A 19,789-nucleotide genomic window follows, 5' to 3' on the forward strand; every position below is an offset into this window, starting at 1 on the left:
CTAGAGCGCGTTGACGGAATGGCCGCCATCCACCGCCAGCACCGCGCCGGTCATGTGCGCGCCGGCGGCGGAGGCGAGGAGGAGCAGCGGGCCGGTAAGGTCCTCGGGCTGACCCAGGCGGCGCTGCGGCACGCGTTTGACCACGGCCTGCCCGGCCTCCGAGGCGAAGAACTCACGGTTGATCGGCGTCTCGATATAGCCGGGGCAGAGGGCGTTCACGCGGATGCCGTGCCGTGCCCATTCCACCGCGAGCTGCTTGGTGAGCTGCACCAGCCCGGCCTTGGAGGCGGTGTAGCCGGCGACGCCCATCAGGATGCGCAGGCCGCCGATGGAGGCGATGTTGATGATGCTGCCGGGGCGCTTCGCCGCCACCAGCCGGCGCGCCGCCTCTCCCGCCACCAGGAAGCAGCCGCGGAGATTGACCTCCATCACGCTGTCCCAGTCCTCGGCGGTCTGCTGCAGGGCCGGCTTGGTGACGGCGATGCCGGCATTGTTCACCAGGATGTCGCAGGGGCCGAAAGCAGCCTCCGCGGCATCGAAGGCCGCGGCGATGCTGGCGGGGGCTGTCACATCCAGCGGCACGGCCAGGGCACCTTCCCCGAGCTCCGCCGCCAGTGCAGCCAGGGCCTCCGCCCGCCGGGCTGCCAGGACCACCCGGGCGCCCGCCGCATGCAGCACCCGGGCGAAATGCGCCCCGAGCGCGCCCGAGGCGCCGGTGACGAAAGCCGTCTGGCCGGCCAGCGAAAACAACGACGCCGGATCGTTCATGCGCATCCTCCCGGATGGCATATGGCCATTCCCGGGAAGGGGGCGCAAGCCGAGGCGGCCGCCCCCTTCAGCCCGGGGTCAGCTTCATGGCGGAGACGACCGGCGCCATGCGCGCGATATCCGCCGCCAGCAGGGCGGAGGCGGCCTTGGGGGAGGAGTCCGGCCAGGGTTCGCAGCCCACGCCGGCCAAGCGCTGGGCGAAGCTGGGCTCGGCGATCGCCTGCCTTGCTGCATCCTGCAGCGTGGCCATCACTTCGGGCGGCGTGCCGGGGCGGGCGAAGAGGATCTGGTAGACCGTCATGTCATAGCCGGCGATCCCGGCTTCGGCGAGGCTAGGCAGGCCAGGCACCAGGGCGGAGGCGCTCTCCGTGGAGACGGCGAGGCCTCGCACCCGGCCGTCCCGGATCAGCGGCAGCAGCATGGTCGGGCTGTCGATGGTGAGCTGGACCCGCCCGGCGACGAGGTCCTGCACCGAGGCCGCGGCGGCGCGGTAGGGCACGATGGTGAAGGTGACGCCGGCGCGCTGGCGGAACTGCTCCCCTGCCATGTGGTTGCTGCCGCCGGGGTTGGCGGCGCCGTAATTCGCCTTCTCCCCCTCCGCCTTCAGCCAGGCGAGAAGTTCCGGCACGTCGCGCGCCGGCACCGCCGGGTGCACCGCCAGGACAAAGGGCTGCCGCGCGACCAGGGCGAGGGGGATGAAATCCGCCACGGGATCAAAGGGGATCTGCGGGTAGATCGCTTTCATCACCGCATGGTTGTTGGTGGCGATGAAAAGCGTGTAGCCATCGGCCGGGCTGCGCTGGAAGGCGGCGGCGCCCACCGTGCTGCCCGCCCCGGGGATGTTCTCCGCCACCACCGGCCGGCCAAGGATGGCGGCCATCCCCTCTGCCAGGATGCGGCCGACGATGTCGGTAACGCCAGCGACGGCGACGGGAATGACGAGCCGAACGGGACGGCTGGGGAATCGCTCCTGTGCGGCGGCGGCGAAGGGCGTGAGGAGCGGGGCGGCGAGCAGGGATCGGCGCAGCATGGCGGATGGTCCTGAGGGGAATTGCATGCTCTAGATCTTATGTTTCCAGAGCAAGAAATCCGATCAGGTGATTCCGCCTAATCGGATATTGCTCTAGCAAGCCCCACGCCGGAGCGTGCCATGCCGACCATCACCTTGCAGGAACCTTTCCGCGGCGTCTTCTACGCCCCCTTCTACGCGGCGCTGGCGCGTGGCGATTATGCGGCGGAGGGGGTGGAGGTGGTGCTGCGCAGCGGCACCATCCCGGCAAATGCCAAGGATGCGGTGCTGGCGGGGGTGGCGGACCTCGCCTGGGGCGGGCCGATGCGCATCCTGCTGGCGCATGAGGCCGACCCTGGCAGCCCCCTGCGCAATTTCGGCGCGGTGGTGATGCGGGACCCGTTCTGCCTGCTGGGCCGCACGCCGCGGCCGGATTTCCGCCTGTCCGAGCTGGCGAGGCTGACGCTGGGCAGCGTGTCCGAAGTGCCGACGCCCTGGTGGACCCTGCAGGAGGACATCCGACAGGCGGGGCTGGACCCGACCACGGTGCGGCGGGTGACGGACCAGGGCATGGCGGCGAATCTGGACGCGCTGGTGGAGGGGCGGCTGGAGGTGGCGCAGCTCTTCGAGCCCTTCATCACCCTGGCGGAGGACCGCGGCTGCCATGTCTGGTACGCGGCGGCCTCCCGCGGCGTGACGGGCTACACCACCTTCACCACCACGACGGACATGCTGCAATCGCGACACGCCGAGTTCAAGGCGATGATCCGCGGCCTGGCGAAGACCCTGGCCTGGGTGGCGGCGAACCCGCCGGAGGCCCTGGCCGAGAGCATCGCAGCCTATTTCCCCGATTTGCCCCAGCCGCTGCTGGCGCGCTGCCTGGCACGCTACAAGACGTTGGGGATCTGGACGCAGGATCCCTTCTACCCGGAGGAAGCCTTCGCCCGGCTGGAGCATGCGATGTCCACGGCGGGTGCCATCACCCGGAAGCCGGGCTTCGCACGGACGGCGGACAACCGGATCGTCGCGGAGGCGCTGGGTTAGCTGTCCCGCACCTCCGCCTCGATGGCGGCCAGCAGCCGGGCTGGCAGGTGCCGGGGGATGCCCTCGCCGATCAGCACGATCCGGCTATGGCGGTCCGTGCCCGGCCAGGCATCCAGCCATTCCAGCGGGTGCAGCAGGTGCTGCACGGCGTGCAGGGCGACGGGTTTCTCCGGCGCCTCCGCCAGCGCCACCAGCCCTTTCAGTCGCAGCAGGCGCGGGCCGCAATGCTCCACCAGCCCCTGTAGCCAAAGCGTCAGGGCCAGGGCCGGGATCGGCGCCTCCCGCTCCAGCACGATGCTCGCCACGCCCTCGGTGTGGCGGGCATTCGCCTCCAGGAATGCGGGCAGGCTGCCGGGAGCGAAGAGCCACTCGGGGTCCACTTCGCCATGCGCCGCAACCCGGCGCGGCGCGGCCGGGTTCAGCGCTGCCAGCGCCGTCTCCAGCGTCGCCGGCACCGGTGCCAGGTCGGTCTTGGTCAGCAGCAGCCGGTCGGCCAGCATGACCTGGCGCTGGGCCTCCGGATGGCGTTCCAGCACCGCCGCGCCGGTTGCCGCATCCACCAGCGTTGCCACCGACTGCAGACGGTGTCCCGCCGCCACCCGTTCATCCGCCATCAGCGCATGCAGGATGGGGGCGGGGTCGGCCAGGCCGGAGGTCTCGATCACCACCCGCGCGTAGGCCGGCACCTCCGCCGCGGCGCGGCGCCGGGCCAGGTCCAGCAGCGTCTCCGTCAGGTCGCTGCGCACCACGCAGCAGAGGCAGCCGGTGGAGACGCTGATCAGCATGTCCTCGCTGGCGGCGATCAGGTCATGGTCGAGCGGCACCTCGCCGAACTCGTTCACGATGACGGCGCTGTCGGCAAAGCGGGGGTCCCGCAGCACGCGCTTCAGCAGCGTCGTCTTGCCGGCGCCGAGAAAGCCCGTGACGACGCAGACGGGAAGGCGTCCCTCCGGCGCCGCAATCGGGCTCATGCCTCCGGCAACGCGACCCTGGCGCGCCGCGCTTCCCCTTCGCCGGCGCCTACCGCATTGCGCAACCCGCGCAGCAGGCCGAGCACCGAGGTGCAGGGCCGCCTCTGCCCCGGCCGTTCGAGCCACCAGCGGATCGGCCGGTCGGCTGGCTCCGCCGCATGCACGCTGAGCGGCGTGCCATCCGGTGCCGCCAGCGCCACCCTACCTTCCACCACGCGGACCTTCCCCGGCACCTGCCACAGCGCCAGGGCGTCGGAGATCAGGTCGCGCAGCTCCGGCGGCGTCACAGCGCCGCGCCGGCGCGGATCTCTTCTGGCACCTTGCGGGAGAGCCAGGTGCCGCCCCGGTCGTCGCCCAGCCACTTGTCGCCCTCCACCACCACCTTGCCGCGCAGGATGGTCATGGAAGGCCAGGCATTCACCTCGCGCCCTTCCCAGGGCGAGTAGTCGCTCTCATGCATCACCTCGGCCCGCACGGTGCGCTTCAGCGCCGGGTCCAGGATGCAGATATCCGCATCCGCCCCCGGTGCGATGCAGCCCTTGCGCGGATAGAGCCCCATGATCCGCGCTGCATTGGTGGAGACGGCATCGACGAATTGCCGCAGCGTGAAGCGGCGCTTGCCGACCATCTCCGAATACATCACCGCCACCCGCGGCTCGACGCCGGAATTGCCGCCGGTGGTGTCGTCGATCTGCTTGCCCTGGGTCTTCACCGCCAGGGAGCAGCAGAGCTCATCCGTCGCCACGCAATTGATGCTGCCATCCATCGCGCCACGCCACAGCTCATCCTGGTCCGCCTGGGATTTGAGCGAGGGGTAGGTGTGGTAGATCTGCCCGTTCGGGCGCTTGTAGTCCTCCTGGGTGTAGAGCATGTACTGGTGCAGGCTCTCGCCATAGACGGGCTGGTTCTTGCCCCGCGCGGCGCGGATGGCGTGCACGCCATTGGCCGCCGAGACATGCAGCATGTAGAGCGCGGTGCCCGGCACATGCTCCGCCAGACGCAGGACGCGGCGGAAGGAGAGGTCTTCCGAAAGGGTGTTGTGCACCTCCGCCATGTTCTCGAAGCCGGTGCGGCCCTCGCGGAACAGCTTGGCGTACATGTGCATGACGATGTCGTTGTCCTCGGCATGGATGACGCCGAGGCCGCCCTTCTTCGCCAGCACCTGGAAGACTTCCCAGATATCGCCGAAATCCACCATCCGTCCCTTGCGGCTCGGGGTGATGTCGGTGGTGAAGATCTTCACCGAGGCGTGGCCCGCCTCGATCGCCTCGCCGAGCTGGGCCGGGATCTCGGGCGGCAGGTCGCCCTCCACCATGGTGTGCAGCGCCCAGTCGCAGGGCGAGCCATCCTCGCGCCACTGGGCCATCCGCTCCTCGATGGCGCCCTGCACGGTCTTGCCATGGGTCCAGCGGGTGAAGTCGATGATGGTGGTGGTGCCGCCGAACAGCGCGGCCTTGCCGACCACGCTCGGCCCCTTGGTGTATTCGATGGCGCCGCCCGGGCCATAGGTGGGCCAGAGGCAATGGGTGTGCGGATCGATGCCGCCCGGCATCACGATCTTGCCTATGGCGTCGATCCGCCGGGCATTGGCGGAGAGCGGGAAGGCACCGCGCTCGGCGATGGCCACCACCTTCTCGCCCGAAATGGCAACATCGGCCGGGCCGATACTGTGCGGCGTGACGACGCAATCCCCGGAGATGACCAGATCGACCATGGCTTCGCCCCTCTTTGCCGCAGCAGGATGCTGCGGCGGAATGGCGTGAGCCGCAAGCCCTGGCCGATGGGTTGAGGAAGGGCGCTACCCTCCCTCAAACTCCCGCCCGCCAAGGGCCGCAAGGCCCTTGGAACCCTTGAGTCGGCAGGCTGAACTGTCGGGCCTTAAACTAAGGGTCTCCAAAGGCCCTTCGGCCTTTGGCGGGATCGGACGCACTGCGTCCGATGTGAGGGCGGGCAGAGCCCCTCTCGATCTAGGCGATGGGCCGCCCGGTCTTCGCTTCGTACCGTGCCCGGAACCGCTCGACGACCTCCGGATTGATGATCCGCGGCGGCATCCGGCCGGAGGCGGCGTCGGCGAAGGCCAGCGCCGCGATGCGGCTGATGTTGGAGCGGCTTTCATGCGTCACCCCCGCAGTGTGCTGGGTGACGATGACGTTCGGCATGTTCAGCAGCGGGTGGCTCGGCGGCGGCGGCTCCTGCTCCCACACATCGAGGCCGGCGGCGGCGATATGGCCGCTGGCCAGCGCCGCGTGCAGCGCCGGCTCGTCATGGATGTTGCCGCGGGCGGTGGTGACGAAGATCGCCCCTTTCCTCATCTTCGCGAAGCTTTCCGCATTCATCAGCCCCCGGCTTTCCGGGGAGAGCGGCAGGTGCAGGCTGACCACGTCGCTTTCCGCCAGCAGCTCCTCCATCTCCACCTTGCGGGCGCCGCGCGCCGCCACCGTGGCGGCATCCAGATAGGGGTCGCAGGCGAGGACCGGGCAGGAGAAGGCGAGGCGGACGATCTCCGCCACCCGTGTCCCGACATGGCCGATGCCGACCAGCCCCACGGTCCGGCCGCGCAGTTCCCGCCCCATCAGTGCAACACGGTTCTTCGCCTGGCCGGCGCGCATGGCGGCCTGGGCTTCCGGCATGCGCTTCAGCAGCGCCAGCATCATGCCCACCGCATGTTCCGCCACGCCCTCGGCATTGCCGCCGGCCTGGTTCACCAGCAGCACGCCGGCCTCGGTGCAGGCCTTGGGGTTCACCGTGTCGTAGCCCGCGCCGGTGCTGCCGACCATCAGCAGGTCCGGCAGGTCCCGCAGCAGCTCCGGTCCCACATGGAAGCGCTTCGGCAGCTCGTCGCGGGAGGCCATGCAGTAATAGGCGTCCACGCCCTGCAGCGCGGCCAGCACCGCTTCCTCCGGTTGGTCCAGGGGGATGCGCACCACCTCCATCACCGGGTGTTCGGCGGCGGTGTCGAGGAAGCTCTGATGCGGGACATGGGACAGGTAGCCGACGCGGAAGCGACGCAGTTCGGTCACGACGATTTCCTCCTGAGCTGCCGAGGTTGTATCGCGCGGCGGATCGGGCGAAAACCCGGGGACGGAGCAAGGGGCGCGCATGCTGGCGCTGGTGGTGATTGGCGCCGCATTGGCGGGGTTCGTGCAGGGTTTGTCGGGCTTCGCCTTCGGGCTGGTGGCGCTGGCTTTCTGGGCCTGGGCGCTGGACCCGGTGGTGGCGGGCTCCCTGGTGGTGCTGGGGTCCCTGGTCGGCCAGTTGATGGGCGTGCCGCTGATGCGCCTGGCGGCGCTGCCGCGGGCGCTGCCCTTCATCGCCGGCGGGGCGCTGGGCGTGCCGCTGGGCGTCACCCTGCTGTCGCGGGTGGACCCGCTGCTGTTCCAGGCCGGGCTGGGGACGCTGCTGGTGCTATGGTGCCCGCTGATGCTGGCCTCTGGGAAGCTGCCGCGCATCACTCATGGCGGTCGGGTGGCGGATGGCGTGGCCGGGCTGGCGGGCGGCTTCATGGGCGGGCTGGCGGGCGTGCCAGGGCCGGTGCCCACCCTGTGGTGCACGCTGCGCGGCTGGGAACGGCCGGTGCAGCGCGCGGTATTCCAGTATTTCAACCTCTCCATGCATGTGCTGACGACCACCGGCCTGATCGTCTCCGGCCAATTGCGGCGGGAGGCGCTGAGCCTCTGCCTGATGGTGGTGCCGGTGGTGGTCGTCACGGCCATCCTCGGCGCGCGCACCTACCGGAAGCTGGGCGACCTCGGCTTCCAGCGGGTGGTGCTGGCCCTGCTGGCGCTCTCCGGCGTGACAATGCTGCTGCACAGCCTGCCGCATCTGCTGTAGCCCAGGCTTCGTTCGGGCGCACCGCAAGGCCGAGGGCGCCGCGATGCGCCCCCGGCCGGCGGGCGTCAGTCGGGCAGGGCAACCTGGCCCTGCATCAGACGGCGGGCGGTGCGGAAGACCACGGCGCTGTCAGCATGCCAGGCCTTGCCCTTGCGCCGCACCTCCGCCCCCACGGTCAGCATGCCGGAGGGATGCGCCACGCGGATCTCCTCCGGCCTCTCGCCGCGCGTCGCCAGCGCATGCGGGATGCTGCCCTCGATGCGGCAGGCCACGGCGAGGCCCATGGCGCCGGTCATCGGCACGGCGCGGTGCGGCCGCTCCATGGAGAGCATGCGGACCGTCACGTCATGCTGCGCCGGGTCCAGCATCTGGCCATCCAGAGTCCGCGCCGCCAGCGGCCCGGCCACCAGCGCCACGCGCGGACTGGCGAGGCCCACCGCCTCCGGCGTCGCCCCCAGCCCCATCGCCATGCCCGCGATGCGGCGGATGCGGTCCAGCAGCGCCATGAGCTCCGGCCGCGCCTCGATGGCATCCGGCGATTCCACGCCGGTCAGCCCCAGCGCCTCGGCCGCCACGAAGGCGGCGGGGTTGGCGGCATCCACCAGGCTGGCCTGCAGCCGGCCGAAGCCCGGGACCTCCAGCACATCCACCGGATTGCCGGTGGGCAGCAGGGCGGCGCATTGCGTCGCGCCGGGGGAGAGGAAATCAAGCCTGATGCGCGCCCCTGTGCCGGCCACGCCGGCAATGGCGAAATCGCCCTTCACCTCGGCCCGGCCGCCCCGCACCGGGAAGCGGGCATGGATCAGTTTCTTCGTATTCACCTGGTGGATGCGGACCAGAGCCTCGCCATCCGGCACCCGCACCAGCCTTTCATCCACCGCGAAGGGGCCGACGGCAGAGGACAGGTTCCCGCAATTCCCCTTCCAGTCCACCACCGGCTTGTCCACCGCCACCTGGGCGAAGGTGTAGTCCACATCCGCCTCCGGGTGCGTGGACGGGCCGATGATGACGCCCTTCGAGAGCGAGGAGATGCCGCCGCCCATGCCATCCAGCTGCCGCCCGTAGGGGTCCGGGCTGCCGAGGACAGTCAGCAGGATCGGGTCGATCTCGGCGCGGGAGGCGGGCAGGTCCCGCGCATGGAAGAACACGCCCTTGGAGGAGCCGCCGCGGATGAAGGCGGCAGGGATGAAGCGCTGGGTCATGCGGCGTCCTTCGCTTGCAGGGCGCGCCATACCTTTTCCGGCGTCACCGGCATGTCGATATGCGGAATGCCCAGCGCATCGCAGATGGCGGAGACGATGGCGGGCGGCGCGCCGCAGGCCCCGCCCTCACCGGCGCCCTTCACGCCAAGGTCGTTGTTGGGGCAGGCCACGATGTGGAAGCCGAGGTCGAAATCCGGCGCGTCGCTGGCCCGCGGCATGCAGTAATCCTGGAAGGTGGCGGTCAGGAACTGGCCGCTCTCCCGGTCATACACCGCGTGTTCCAGCAGCGCCTGGCCGATGCCGGCCATGATGCCGCCATGGCTCTGGCCATGCACCAGCATGGGGTTGATCACGTTGCCCACATCGTCCACCGCGGCGTAGCGGACGATCTGCACCTGCCCGGTCTCAGGGTCGATCTCCACCTCCGCCACATGGCAGCCATTGGGGAAATTGCACTCGGTGCTGCGGGTATAGAGCAGCTTCTCATCCAGCCCCGGCGTCTCCCCGGGCGGCGGGCTCTGCGCCGCCGCCACCACCTGCTGCCAGGTGGCGGTCAGGTCGGTGCCTGCCACCCGGAACAGCCCGTCAGCGAATTCCACATCCTCCGCCGCCGCCTCCAGCAGATGCGCCGCGAGCCGGCGGCCCTTGGCGATGACAAGGTCCGAGGCGCGGGCGATAGCGACGCCGCCCATCTGGGAGGAGCGGGAGCCGCCCGTGCCATTGCCGTGCTCCACCACGGCGCTGTCGCCCTGGATGAAGCGCACCGAATCGAAGGGGATGCCGAGCTTGCTGTGCAGCACCTGGGCATAGGCGGTTTCATGCCCCTGGCCGTGGCTGAAGGTGCCGACGGTCAGCGCCACCGTGCCATCTTCCTCGAATCTCACCCGCGCCCATTCGCTGGGCTGGCCGCCCGAGGCCTCGATGAAGTAGCCAAGGCCGATGCCGCGCAGCCTGCCGCGCGCCGCTGCCGCCGCGCGCCGCGCCGGGAAGCCGTCCCAATCCGCCAGTGCCAGGGCGTGCGCCTGGGTCTCCGCGAACAGACCGCTATCGATCTCGTTCCCCGCAACGTTGCGGTAAGGGATCTGCTCCGGCCGGATGTAGTTGCGCCGCCTGATCTCCTCTCGCCCGATGCCGAATTCGGCGGCGCCGAGGTCGAAGAGGCGTTCCAGCACATAGGCCTGTTCCGGCCGCCCGGCGCCGCGATAGGCGTCGGTCGGGGAGGTGTTGGTGAAGACACAGCTCACCTGCGCGTTCAGCGCCTGGATGTCGTAGACCGTGCCCAGGATGCGGCCGCCGGCGACGGTCGGCACGCGCGGCCCGAAATCCTGCAGATAGGCGCCCATGGCGGCGAAGGAGCGGATCTTCACGCCCAGCACCCTGGCCTCCGCGTCGAAGGCCATCTCGGCCCGGGTGACGTGGTCCCGCCCATGCGGGTCGCTGACGAAGGTCTCGCTGCGGCTGCTGGCCCATTTCACCGGGCGGCCGGTGCGCTTCGCCGCCCAGAGCACCATGCCGGATTCCGGGTGGATCTTGCCGCGCAGCCCGAAGCCGCCGCCGACGTCAGGTGAGATGACGCGCAACTTCTCCACCGGCACCTTCAGGATCAGCTTCGCCAGCCCATCCCGGACGCGCATCACCCCCTGGGTCGGGGAATGCAGGGTGTAGCTGCCGGTCGCGGGCTCGTACTCGCCGAGCGCGACGCGCGGCTCCATCGGGTTGCCGACCACGCGGTTCTGCACGAATTCCAGCGATACCGTCCGGGCGGCCCGGGCAAAGCCGGCCGCTGCCTCCGCCTCCCGCCCGCTGTCCCACAGCACGCAGAGATTGCTGCCATTCTCCTCCCAGATCACCGGCGCGCCGGGGTCGAGTGCGGCGCCCGTCTCGGTGACGCTGGGGAGGATGTCGTACTCCACCTCGATCAGCTCGGCGGCGTCCTGGGCCTGGGCCCTGGTTTCCGCCAGCACCAGCGCCACCGGGTCGCCGACGAAGCGGACGCGCCGGGTCTGCAGGATCTCCCGCGGGGTGGGAAACAGCTTCGTGCCGCCCTTGCCTGGCACATCCACCATCACCGGGAAGAGCCCGATGCCGTCCGCCGCCGCGTCATGCCCGGTCAGCACCGCGGCGACGCCGGGCGCGGCCCTCGCCGCCGCCGTATCAATGGACAGGATCGCCGCATGGGCATGCGGGCTGCGCAGCACAAAGGCGTGGAGCTGGTTGGGACGGTCAATGTCGTCGGTGTAGGTCCCGCGGCCGGTGAGCAGCCGCACATCCTCCTTCCGCCGCACCGGCTGGCCGATCCCGAATTTGTCCATGCGCTTGTTCCTGGGGCCCGCTGCTGCGACGCATCGAAGCCCCGGCGCCCCGCCCTGTCGAGAGGGGGGTGGCGCAGCGGCGGCAAATGCGGCAGTTAGGCAGCTATCAATCCTGGAGGAACGCCATGGGCGCGCTGCGTTTCGAGTTGCGGGACACGCCCCCCGACGCCCCTGCCCTGCGTGCCGAGCTGCGTGCCTTCCTGGCGGAGCAGGGCCGTAACTGGTCCCCGACCGTCCGGGCCTATTCCTGGATGGGCTTCGACCGGGATTTCTCCCGCGAGGTCGGCAAGCGCGGCTGGATCGGCATGACCTGGCCCCGCGCCTATGGCGGCGGCGAGCGTACCGCCATGGACCGCTACGTGGTGCTGGAGGAGATGCTGGCGGTCGGCGCCCCGGTCGGCGCGCACTGGATCGGCGACCGGCAGAGCGGCCCGCTCATCCTCCGCCTCGGCACGGAGGAGCAGCGGCGGGAATTCCTGCCGCGCATCGTCAGCGGAGAGCTGGCCTTCGCGATCGGGCTGTCCGAGCCCGATAGCGGCTCCGACCTCGCCAGCCTGCGCACCCGCGCCACCAAGGTGGAGGGGGGCTGGCGGATCGAGGGGCGGAAGGTCTGGACCACCAACGCCCATCGCTGCGACTTCATGATCGCCCTGCTGCGCACCAGCCCGGCGCCGGACCCCAGGGCGAAGCACCAGGGCCTCAGCCAGTTCCTGGTCGATCTGCGCTCCTCCGGCCTCTCCATTCGGCCGATCCTCGACTTGGCGGGGGAGGAGGGGTTCAACGAGATCACCTTCGACAACGTCTTCGTGCCTGACAGCCTGCTGGTGGGCAAGGAAGGCAATGGCTGGGAACAGGCCACGGCCGAGCTGGCCTTCGAGCGGGCGGGGCCGGAGCGCTACCTCTCCTCCCTGCCGCTGCTGACCGCGGCGCTGGACGACCTGCGCGCCGAGCCCGCCGCGGCCGAGACGGTGGGCCGGCTGCTCGCCCGCGCCGGGACGCTGCGGCAGATGTCGCTCTCCGTCGCCGGCATGCTGCAGGAGGGCAAGACGCCGGCGCGGGAGGCGGCGCTGGTGAAGGATGTGGGCAATGACTACGAACAGGCCCTGCCGGAGACCCTCCGCACCCTGTTCGACGCCGCGCGCACGCCGGCGGAGGTCTGGGAGATGCAGCGGATGATGACCATGGTGGCACGCAGCTACTCGCTGCGCGGCGGCACGCGGGAAATCCTGCGCGGGATCATCGCCCGCCAGCTCGGGCTGCGCTGAGCCATGAGCGACGAACTGCGCAGCATCCTGCTGGAGCAGGTGGAGAAGCTGCTGGCCGACCGGGCCGGGCCGGACGTGCTGCGCCGGGCCGAGGCCGGTGAATGGCCCGAGGCGCTCTGGGCGGAGATGGAGGCGCTCGGCTTGCCTCTGGCGCTGGCACCGGAGGAGATGGGCGGCGCCGGCCTGACCTGGGAGGATGCCGTCGCGGTCTGGCAGGTGCTGGGTCGCCATGGCGCGCCGGTGCCGCTGGCCGAGAGCATGGCCGCCGCCGGGTTGCTGGCGGCAGCCGGCATCGGCCCGCCGCCCGGCTATCTGGGCCTCGTGGTAGCCGGGGAGCCCGGCCTGTCCTGGGGGCGGCGGGCGCAGCATCTGGTGGCGGCCCATGGGGGGAAGCTGGTTCTCTGCCCGGCCGCGAAGGCGCAGGAGGGGCGCGACGGCTTCTCCCGCCTGCCGCTGGATGTGTGCCAGCCCGGCCCGGACAGCGCCGCGGCACCCCTGCCGCCGGCGCTGGGGGCGGAGGCGCCGCTGCTGGCCGGCGCCATGATCCAGGCCGCGCTGATCGCCGGGGCGCTGGAGGCGGTGCTCGACACCGCGGTGGACTACGCCAACACCCGCAAGCAATTCGGCCGGCCGATCGGCGGCTTCCAGGCGGTGCAGCAGCTTCTTGCCCAGGCTGCGGGGGAGGTGGCGGCGGCAGGCGTCGCGGCGGCGCAGGCCGGGCGGGCGGCGTCGCGGCGCGGCTTGGCGGCGGCGGAGTTCGAGGTCGCCTCGGCCAAGGTCGTGGCGGGCGAGGCGGCGGGGAAGGTCGCCGCCATCGTCCACCAGGTGCATGCCGCCATCGGCTTCACCGATGAGCACCACCTGCACCTCTTCACCCGTCGCCTCTGGGCCTGGCGCGATGCCTGCGGCACGGAGCGGGTCTGGGCGCAGCGGATCGGCGCGGCGGCCCTGGCGCGCGGGGGCGCCGCGCTCTGGCCGGACCTGACGGCGCGGGACGAGGCCGCCGTATGAGCTGGGTGCGGGGGTTGGATCAGCCGGCCCCTGCACTTCGCCCGATGACCGGAGCGCGGTTCCGCACCCGCCGGCACCAACAAGGGACACCGCAATGAGCGACTACGTGACCTATGAGCAGGATGGCGGCATCGTCACCCTCACCCTGAACGCACCGGAGAGGCGCAACGCCATCTCCACCTTCGCGGATTGCGATGCGGTGGTGGCGGCGGTGCACCGTGTCAATCGCGACCGGTCCGTGCGCGCCGTCATCCTCACCGGCGCCGGCACCGCCTTCTGCGCCGGCGGCGACCTGAAGGCGATGCGCGATCGCAAGGGCATCCTCGAAGGCAGCCATGCCGATGTCCGGGAGAATTACCGCCGCGGCGTCCAGGCCATGGCGAATGCGCTCTACGATTGCGACGTGCCGACCATCGCCGCGGTGAACGGGCCGGCCATCGGCCTCGGCCTCGACGTCACCTGCATGTGCGACATCCGCATCGCTTCTGAGAAGGCGAGCTTCGCCGAGAGCTTCATCAAGGTGGGCATCGTCCCCGGCGATGGCGGCGCCTGGCTGCTGCCCCGCGTCGTCGGCATGTCCGTCGCCTGCGAGATGAGCTTCACGGGCGATGTGCTGAATGCGCAGGAGGCGAAGGAAGTGCGCCTCGTCTCCCGCGTCGTGCCGGCGGAGGAGCTGATGCCGGCCGCCCGGGCGCTGGCGGAGAAGATCGCCGCCAACCCGCCGGAAATGGTGCGCATGACCAAGCGCCTGCTGCGCGAGGGCCAGCACACCCGGCTCTCCACCCTGTTGGAGATGTCCGCCGCCTACCAGGCCCTGGCGCACAGCACGGAGGACCACAAGGAGGCCGTCAGCGCCCTGCTGGAGAAGCGCAAGCCGACCTTCACGGGGCGCTGAGGCGCCTCGCGGCGGCCCTGGCCAGGCCGGGCAGCGAGGCGCATGCTCCCACCCAATAACGGGAGCAACGTCCATGTCGCTGCAGCGCCGGTCGCTGCTGGCGGCGCTATGTCTCGCCCTTGCCCGTCCGGCACGGGCCGAGGCCTGGCCCAGTCGGCCGATCCGCCTCGTCATCCCCTTCCCGCCGGGCGGTGGGATCGACATGGTGAGCCGGCTGCTGGCCGCCGAGCTCACCCCGCGCCTCGGCCAGCCGGTGGTGGCGGAGAACCGGCCCGGCGCCGGTGGGGCGCTCGGCGCCGAGATGGTCGCCAATGCCCGGCCGGATGGCTACACGCTGATGATGGGCTCCAACGGCTCCTTGGTCGGCAATCTACTGACCCAGGCAAACCTGACCTACGATCCCTTCCGGCAGCTCCAGCCCATTGGCCTCTGTGCCCTGCTACCTTTGGTGCTGGTGGTCCGGGCGGACAGCCCGGCGCGCGACCTGCAAGATTTTATCGCCCGCGCGAAGGCGAGGCCAGGCCGCATCGCCTGCGGCACGGCCGGCATCGGCTCCTCCAACCACCTGGCGCTGGCGCTGTTCGATGCCGCCGCCGGCGCCGGCATCACCCATGTGCCCTATCGCGGCAGCGGGCCGATGATGCCGGATCTGCTGGCCGGCAATGTCGAGAGCCTGATGGATCAGATCAGCTCCTCCCTGCCGCTGGCGCGGGAGGGCAAGGTGCGGCTGCTGGCCATCACCACAGAGGCACGCTCCTCCCTGGCACCGGAGGTGCCGACGCTGGTGGAGTCCGGCTATGCCGGCGCGGTCATGTCCTCCTACAACGGCCTCTGCGCCCCGGCGGGCACGCCGGAATCCGTCATCCGGCACCTCTCCGGCCTGCTGCCGGACTGTCTGGCGGCGCCGACCATGCGCGAGCGCGCCGAGGGCGCCGGGATTGAGCTGGCCCGACCGCCGGCGGCCACCCCGGCGCAGTTCGCCGCCTTTCTGCGGCAGGATCTGGAGCGGACGCGGCGGGCAGTGCAACTCGCCGGGATCCGCTCGGAATAGGCGGTGCGGTCCGGGGTGGCCGACGCCGCCCCGCCGGCCATGGGCCGCCGACATCTCGGGCCGCCACCCCCGGAGGGATGGCGCCGACGCATCCAGGTCCCCGGGCGCTGCCCGCACCGATAGGCCAAGGAGGAAACGAGGATGGACAAGGGACAGGTCTTTGCCGGCGTGGTGCGCTGGCCCGGCGGCGCGAATATGAGCTCGCCGCCCGATACGCTGGGCGGCGTCTTCCGCCTGAATGTCGGCGAGAGCGAGTGGGAGCATGTGACGCGCGGCCTGCCGGCCGAATGCCACGTGCCCTGCATCAGCACCGATCCGCACGACCCGAAGCGGATCTTCGCCGGCACCCAGGAGGGACCCTATGTCAGCACCGATGCCGGCAGCACCTGGCACCGGCTGGACTTCCCGTTGCGGGACCGGCAGGTCTGGGGTATCGCCGTGCATCCGCGCGACCCGCGCAAGCTTTATGTCGGCACCTCGCCGCTCGGCGTCTTCATCTCGGAGGACAATGGCGGCACCTGGCGGGAGGCGCCGACCGCGGCGCTACCGGACCCCGCCGACATGCGCGGCTTCGTCAATCGCGTCCTGCGCTTCGCCTTCAACCCGGCGCGGCCGGAGGAGATGTATGCGGCGCTCGAGGTCCGCGGCGTCATCCGCAGCACCGATGGCGGCGAGACCTGGCAGGATTGCGGTCAGGACCTGATCCGGCTCTCGGAACAGCCGCATCTGAAAAGCGCCATCATCACCACCAACACAGCGGAGGGGATGCTGGACGCGCATGCGGTGGCGATCAGCGCCGCGGCGCCGGAGATGCCGCTGGTGGCGCTGCGTATGGGCCTGTTCCGCAGCGAGGACCATGGTGCCCACTGGCAGGATTTCGAGATGCGGAAGCTCTCGCCGATCTTCTATGGGCGGGACATCCGGGTTTCCCCGCATGATCCGAACACGCTCTATGCCACCCTCTCCACCGCCGCCAATGGCGCGACCGGCACGGTCTGGCGCAGCACCGACCTCGGCCGGAGTTGGGCCCGCTTCGACACCCCGACCAGGGCGCGCAGCACCATGATGGCGGCGGCGCCCTCGCCGCGCGACCCGCAGGTGGTCTATGCCGCGGCCCGCAAGGGGGAGGTCTTTGCCACGTTGGATGGCGGGGCGAGCTGGCAGGAGGTGCCGTTGCCGCAGGGCTGCCTTGGCGTCATGGCCCTGGCGGTGAACTGACCTGCCGTTCCGCTTCCTGAGCCCTGTGGCCTGCGGAAGCGGGATACCGGCCTTCAGGCGGAGGATCCCGTCCGGTTCCGGGAGCGGAAGGGGAGGGCATCGGGGCGGCGGGATGCCTTCCGGTCGCCCGGACGCATCGACCGCGCACCGCGGCGGGCGCCTGGAGCGGGATGCCTGCGGCAGCGCGGACGCAGCCCGCCGGATAGTGGCGCGAGCGCAACCTTTCCGGCTGGCGTCCGGTTCAGCCTCGGCTAACCTGCCCGGGTGCGGACCTCTCCCTCCCTCCTGGCCCGGCTGTTCTTGCTGGTGGCGCTCGCATTGCTGCCGGCGGTGCTGCAGACCTACAGCGCCCAGGTGCAGCTGCGGGAACAGCGCACCCATGCCGCGCGGGACCAGGCGTTGCGCCTCGCCCGCGATGCCGCTGCCCGGCTGGGCCGCTTCGTCGAGGGGCTGCGCGAGGCCCTGGTGGTGCTGGCCGAGGCGCCGCCGATCCGCAGCGGCGACCATGCCGCCTGCACCGCCATGCTGGTCCGGCTGCGGGAACGCTTCGCGCCGCAGGTGCTGCTCGGCATGGTGGGGCCTGAGGGCTGGCTGCGCTGCACCACTCTCGGCACCCCGCCGCGCAGCGTCTACGACGGCGACCGCTCCTTCTTTCGGCTCGCCCTGAAGCGGGGCGAGATGGTGGTCAGCGAATGGGAGGCGGCGGGGACCTTCCTGAAGGGCGGTACGGTGCATTTCGGCCTGCCCATCCTCGGCGCGCCGGGAGAGCGGCCGCTGGGTGTGGTTGGCGCCGCCGTCGGGGTGGACTGGCTGGCGGACCAGCTCCGCTCCATCGGCCTGCCGCCGGGCGCCACGCTGACGGTGGTGGACCGCGAGGCCCGGATCCTGCTGCACCTGGCGGACCGGCCGGAGCTGGCCCTGACCCCGGGCAGCGCGGCGCCGCCGCAGCTCCTGCAGCTTCTGCCGCGCTTCCGCCTGGACCTCTCACCGGCGGAGCTGGAGGCGGGCGGGCAAGTGAGCGATGCCCCGGGCTGGGACGGTGACGCTCGCATCTTCGGTACCGCCCCCTTCGTGCCGGGCAGCGCCGGCGCGCTGCGCGTGATCGTCTCCCTGGATGCCGCCCGGGCCCTGGCGCCGGCGGAGGCGGCGGCCCGTACCGGCATCGCCCTGCTCGCCCTGGGCACCCTGCTGGCCCTGGCCGCGGCGCGGCTGGGTGCCAGGCGCTTCGTGCTGCAGCCGCTGGAGGTGCTGCTGGGCACGGCGGAGCGGTGGGAGAGGGGGGAATACGGTATCCGCGCCGCCTCCGCCCTGCATGGCTCCATCCCAGAGTTGGCGCGGCTCGCCTCGGCGCTGGATCGGGTGGTGGAGGCGGCGGCGGAGCGCGACCGCGCCACCGCCGCCCTGCGGGAGAATGAGGCGCGGCTTTCACTGGCGCTGGAGGCCGGCGGCCTCGCCGCCTGGGAGCTGGACCGCGCGAGCGGCATCATTCGCCGCTCCGCCCAGCATGACCTGCTGTTCGGCTATGCCGAGCCGGTGCTGGACTGGACTTGGCGGGTCTTCCTCCGCCATGTGCTGCCGGAGGACCGGGCGGTGGTGCGGGCCGCCTTCCGCGCGCATCGAGCGGGCGGGGAGGCGCTGACCCTGGAATTCCGCATCCGCCGCGCCGGGGATGGCGATGTCCGCTGGCTGGAGGCGCGCGGCGCCCTGCACGAGACCCCGGAGGGCGCCGGCAAGGTACTGGGCGTGCTGGTGGATGTGACGGAGCGGCGGCGGACCGAGGCGCGGCTGCGCCTCGCGGTCGGGGAGCTGAACCACCGGGTGAAGAACACCCTGGCGGCGGTGCAATCCATCGCCGCCCAGACCCTGCGCGGGGCGGAGGGGCCGGAGGTGCCGATCCCCCCCGCGGCGCGGGCCGCCTTCCAGGCGCGGCTGCTGGCCCTGGCCCGTTCGCATGAAGTGTTGACGCGGGAGGGTTGGACCGGCGCCGATCTGGGCGAGCTGGTGCGGCTGGCCCTGGCGCCGCACGAGGCAGAGGGCGGGCGGCGCTGGCTGGCCGGGGGCCCCGCGCTCAGGGTGCCGCCGCGCCTAGCCGTGCCGCTTTCCATCGCCCTGCATGAATTGGCGACCAATGCCGCCCGGCATGGCGCGTTGAGCGTGCCGGAGGGGCAGGTGACCGTGCAGTGGCGGCTGCTGCCGTCAGACTGTCAGGACCAGCCGCCCCTGCTGCACCTGGTCTGGGAGGAGAGTGGCGGCCCTGTCGTCCGCACCCCTGCCCGCCGCGGCTTCGGCACCCGGCTGCTGGAGGGGGGCCTCGGGCGGGAATTGGGTGGCGCGGTCAGCCTGGAATTTCGTGCGGCAGGGGTGGTCTGCACCATCGGCGTGCCGTTGCGGCCGCAGCCTGCCCTGGCGCGGCGTGACGGGTGGCATCCCGTCCTCGCCACGATGCGGTAGAGACGCGCTGGTGATCCGCGTAGCTCAGCAGGATGGAGCACGTCTCATAGCCCACAGACCTACCAATGAGGCGTCCAAGGCCCCAAGCCTGCCGCATTCAGGAGAGGTGGTAAGGTTACCGAAAATGGCGGGGGGCGGGGACCGAGCCTTGCGGAACTGAACTGCTCAAAGAGTGGGGAGACCGGCCTATTCGTGGGACCGCAAGTGGTGTAGTGTGAAGTGAGCATTGACGGTTAGCTGTCCGCGTAGCTCAGCCGGATAGAGCACAGGATTCCTTGTTTTTAACTGGGCGTTGCGCTTGGAAACGGCGCAGCGGATCCACTCAAAGTCGGGGAAAGCTGGGGCGGACTGGTCGCCTTGCCGATCCCGAGCCAAGCCTGGGTGAAAGCCCGGGAAGGTGTAGAGACTGGACGGGTGGCACCTAAGGGCTTCGGCCTATGGTGAAGGGACAGTCCAGACCACGAACGCCCCCGCGGGCGGCGGCGAAAGCCGAAGTGGGATGAATCCTGGGGTCGTGGGTTCGAATCCCGCCGCGGACACCATTTCTTCCTACAAACTCGCTCTCCGGTTGGGTAGTCGGCGCCTGGAACCGCAGGTTGTGCCAGGGTTGGCGAAGATACCTTGGGAGTGCCGGGGGCGGAGCGGGCCGGAATTCGCTCTCCGGAGGGCAGTTTCTCTCCAAACCTGGGGACTTGGCCGATTTAGTCCCAAGGTTTGAGCCCAGGAAAAAAGCCGGTTTCCGGACGGCAACTCCCGCGGTG

At 71.0% G+C, this 19,789-nt stretch carries 16 protein-coding genes; 8 read left to right on the forward strand and 8 right to left on the reverse strand.

The window, feature by feature from the left end:
* Positions 1-768, reverse strand: a complete 768-nt coding sequence (locus tag NJ376_RS00230) for an SDR family NAD(P)-dependent oxidoreductase (RefSeq protein WP_252951199.1) — start codon at positions 766-768, stop codon at positions 1-3.
* A gap of 67 nt (positions 769-835) precedes the next feature.
* On the reverse strand, positions 836-1,798 hold the full coding sequence (locus NJ376_RS00235) for a Bug family tripartite tricarboxylate transporter substrate binding protein (protein ID WP_252951200.1): 963 nt from the start codon (positions 1,796-1,798) through the stop codon (positions 836-838).
* A 120-nt stretch (positions 1,799-1,918) separates the two neighbouring features.
* On the opposite strand from NJ376_RS00235, the gene NJ376_RS00240 reads away from it, so the two are divergent.
* Positions 1,919-2,821, forward strand: coding sequence for an ABC transporter substrate-binding protein (locus NJ376_RS00240; protein WP_252951201.1), 903 nt, complete (start codon positions 1,919-1,921; stop codon positions 2,819-2,821).
* On the opposite strand, the gene NJ376_RS00245 is transcribed toward NJ376_RS00240, so the two are convergent.
* The 4 genes from NJ376_RS00245 to NJ376_RS00260 all read right to left on the reverse strand — a co-directional run bounded on the left by NJ376_RS00245 (position 2,818) and on the right by NJ376_RS00260 (position 6,812).
* The gene (locus tag NJ376_RS00245; protein WP_252951202.1) at positions 2,818-3,792 is read right to left on the reverse strand and encodes a CobW family GTP-binding protein; all 975 of its coding nucleotides are present in this window, start codon (positions 3,790-3,792) and stop codon (positions 2,818-2,820) included. The two genes, NJ376_RS00240 and NJ376_RS00245, sit on opposite strands and share 4 nt — an antisense overlap.
* Positions 3,789-4,079, reverse strand: a complete 291-nt coding sequence (locus tag NJ376_RS00250) for a hypothetical protein (protein WP_252951203.1) — start codon at positions 4,077-4,079, stop codon at positions 3,789-3,791. The genes NJ376_RS00245 and NJ376_RS00250 overlap by 4 nt, the downstream gene beginning before the upstream one ends.
* Entirely contained in the window at positions 4,076-5,506 is a 1,431-nt protein-coding gene (locus tag NJ376_RS00255; RefSeq protein WP_252951204.1) for an amidohydrolase family protein, read from the reverse strand. Before NJ376_RS00255 ends, NJ376_RS00250 begins: the two co-directional genes overlap by 4 nt.
* Positions 5,507-5,759: 253 nt before the next feature.
* Positions 5,760-6,812, reverse strand: coding sequence for a hydroxyacid dehydrogenase (locus NJ376_RS00260; protein ID WP_252951205.1), 1,053 nt, complete (start codon positions 6,810-6,812; stop codon positions 5,760-5,762).
* 79 nt (positions 6,813-6,891) lie between these two features.
* On the opposite strand from NJ376_RS00260, the gene NJ376_RS00265 reads away from it, so the two are divergent.
* Positions 6,892-7,623, forward strand: a complete 732-nt coding sequence (locus NJ376_RS00265; RefSeq protein WP_252951206.1) for a sulfite exporter TauE/SafE family protein — start codon at positions 6,892-6,894, stop codon at positions 7,621-7,623.
* Positions 7,624-7,688: 65 nt separating this feature from the next.
* Here NJ376_RS00265 and NJ376_RS00270 read toward each other — a convergent pair whose 3' ends face one another.
* A complete protein-coding gene (locus NJ376_RS00270; protein ID WP_252951207.1) occupies positions 7,689-8,825 on the reverse strand; it encodes a 2-methylaconitate cis-trans isomerase PrpF family protein in 1,137 nt (378 codons plus the stop codon).
* Positions 8,822-11,137: a xanthine dehydrogenase family protein molybdopterin-binding subunit gene (locus NJ376_RS00275; protein ID WP_252951208.1), complete on the reverse strand. Its 2,316-nt coding sequence runs from the start codon at positions 11,135-11,137 to the stop codon at positions 8,822-8,824. Before NJ376_RS00275 ends, NJ376_RS00270 begins: the two co-directional genes overlap by 4 nt.
* 125 nt (positions 11,138-11,262) lie before the next feature.
* On the opposite strand from NJ376_RS00275, the gene NJ376_RS00280 reads away from it, so the two are divergent.
* The 6 genes from NJ376_RS00280 to NJ376_RS00305 all read left to right on the forward strand — a co-directional run bounded on the left by NJ376_RS00280 (position 11,263) and on the right by NJ376_RS00305 (position 19,028).
* Positions 11,263-12,402: an acyl-CoA dehydrogenase family protein gene (locus NJ376_RS00280; protein ID WP_252951209.1), complete on the forward strand. Its 1,140-nt coding sequence runs from the start codon at positions 11,263-11,265 to the stop codon at positions 12,400-12,402.
* Between the two features lie 3 nt (positions 12,403-12,405).
* Positions 12,406-13,413 carry an acyl-CoA dehydrogenase family protein gene (locus NJ376_RS00285; RefSeq protein WP_252951210.1) on the forward strand — a complete coding sequence of 336 codons (1,008 nt, stop codon included), beginning with the start codon at positions 12,406-12,408 and terminating at the stop codon, positions 13,411-13,413.
* A gap of 94 nt (positions 13,414-13,507) precedes the next feature.
* Positions 13,508-14,308, forward strand: a complete 801-nt coding sequence (locus tag NJ376_RS00290) for a crotonase/enoyl-CoA hydratase family protein (RefSeq protein ID WP_252951211.1) — start codon at positions 13,508-13,510, stop codon at positions 14,306-14,308.
* Between the two features lie 73 nt (positions 14,309-14,381).
* Positions 14,382-15,359: a Bug family tripartite tricarboxylate transporter substrate binding protein gene (locus tag NJ376_RS00295; protein ID WP_252951212.1), complete on the forward strand. Its 978-nt coding sequence runs from the start codon at positions 14,382-14,384 to the stop codon at positions 15,357-15,359.
* Between the two features lie 141 nt (positions 15,360-15,500).
* Positions 15,501-16,577, forward strand: a complete 1,077-nt coding sequence (locus tag NJ376_RS00300) for a WD40/YVTN/BNR-like repeat-containing protein (RefSeq protein WP_252951213.1) — start codon at positions 15,501-15,503, stop codon at positions 16,575-16,577.
* Positions 16,578-16,883: 306 nt separating this feature from the next.
* On the forward strand, positions 16,884-19,028 hold the full coding sequence (locus NJ376_RS00305) for a sensor histidine kinase (protein ID WP_252951214.1): 2,145 nt from the start codon (positions 16,884-16,886) through the stop codon (positions 19,026-19,028).
* The last annotated feature ends 761 nt before the right edge of the window (positions 19,029-19,789 follow it).

Origin of the sequence: Siccirubricoccus soli (assembly GCF_024178315.1) — a bacterium.
GTDB lineage: Bacteria > Pseudomonadota > Alphaproteobacteria > Acetobacterales > Acetobacteraceae > Siccirubricoccus > Siccirubricoccus soli.

Coding starts and splice junctions, on each gene's coding strand:
- NJ376_RS00230 (WP_252951199.1), bottom strand. CDS start 768: ATGAACGATCCGGCGTCGTTGTTTTCGCTGGCCGGCCAGACGGCTTTC.
- NJ376_RS00235 (WP_252951200.1), bottom strand. CDS start 1,798: ATGCTGCGCCGATCCCTGCTCGCCGCCCCGCTCCTCACGCCCTTCGCC.
- NJ376_RS00240 (WP_252951201.1), top strand. CDS start 1,919: ATGCCGACCATCACCTTGCAGGAACCTTTCCGCGGCGTCTTCTACGCC.
- NJ376_RS00245 (WP_252951202.1), bottom strand. CDS start 3,792: ATGAGCCCGATTGCGGCGCCGGAGGGACGCCTTCCCGTCTGCGTCGTC.
- NJ376_RS00255 (WP_252951204.1), bottom strand. CDS start 5,506: ATGGTCGATCTGGTCATCTCCGGGGATTGCGTCGTCACGCCGCACAGT.
- NJ376_RS00265 (WP_252951206.1), top strand. CDS start 6,892: ATGCTGGCGCTGGTGGTGATTGGCGCCGCATTGGCGGGGTTCGTGCAG.
- NJ376_RS00270 (WP_252951207.1), bottom strand. CDS start 8,825: ATGACCCAGCGCTTCATCCCTGCCGCCTTCATCCGCGGCGGCTCCTCC.
- NJ376_RS00275 (WP_252951208.1), bottom strand. CDS start 11,137: ATGGACAAATTCGGGATCGGCCAGCCGGTGCGGCGGAAGGAGGATGTG.
- NJ376_RS00280 (WP_252951209.1), top strand. CDS start 11,263: ATGGGCGCGCTGCGTTTCGAGTTGCGGGACACGCCCCCCGACGCCCCT.
- NJ376_RS00285 (WP_252951210.1), top strand. CDS start 12,406: ATGAGCGACGAACTGCGCAGCATCCTGCTGGAGCAGGTGGAGAAGCTG.
- NJ376_RS00290 (WP_252951211.1), top strand. CDS start 13,508: ATGAGCGACTACGTGACCTATGAGCAGGATGGCGGCATCGTCACCCTC.
- NJ376_RS00295 (WP_252951212.1), top strand. CDS start 14,382: ATGTCGCTGCAGCGCCGGTCGCTGCTGGCGGCGCTATGTCTCGCCCTT.
- NJ376_RS00300 (WP_252951213.1), top strand. CDS start 15,501: ATGGACAAGGGACAGGTCTTTGCCGGCGTGGTGCGCTGGCCCGGCGGC.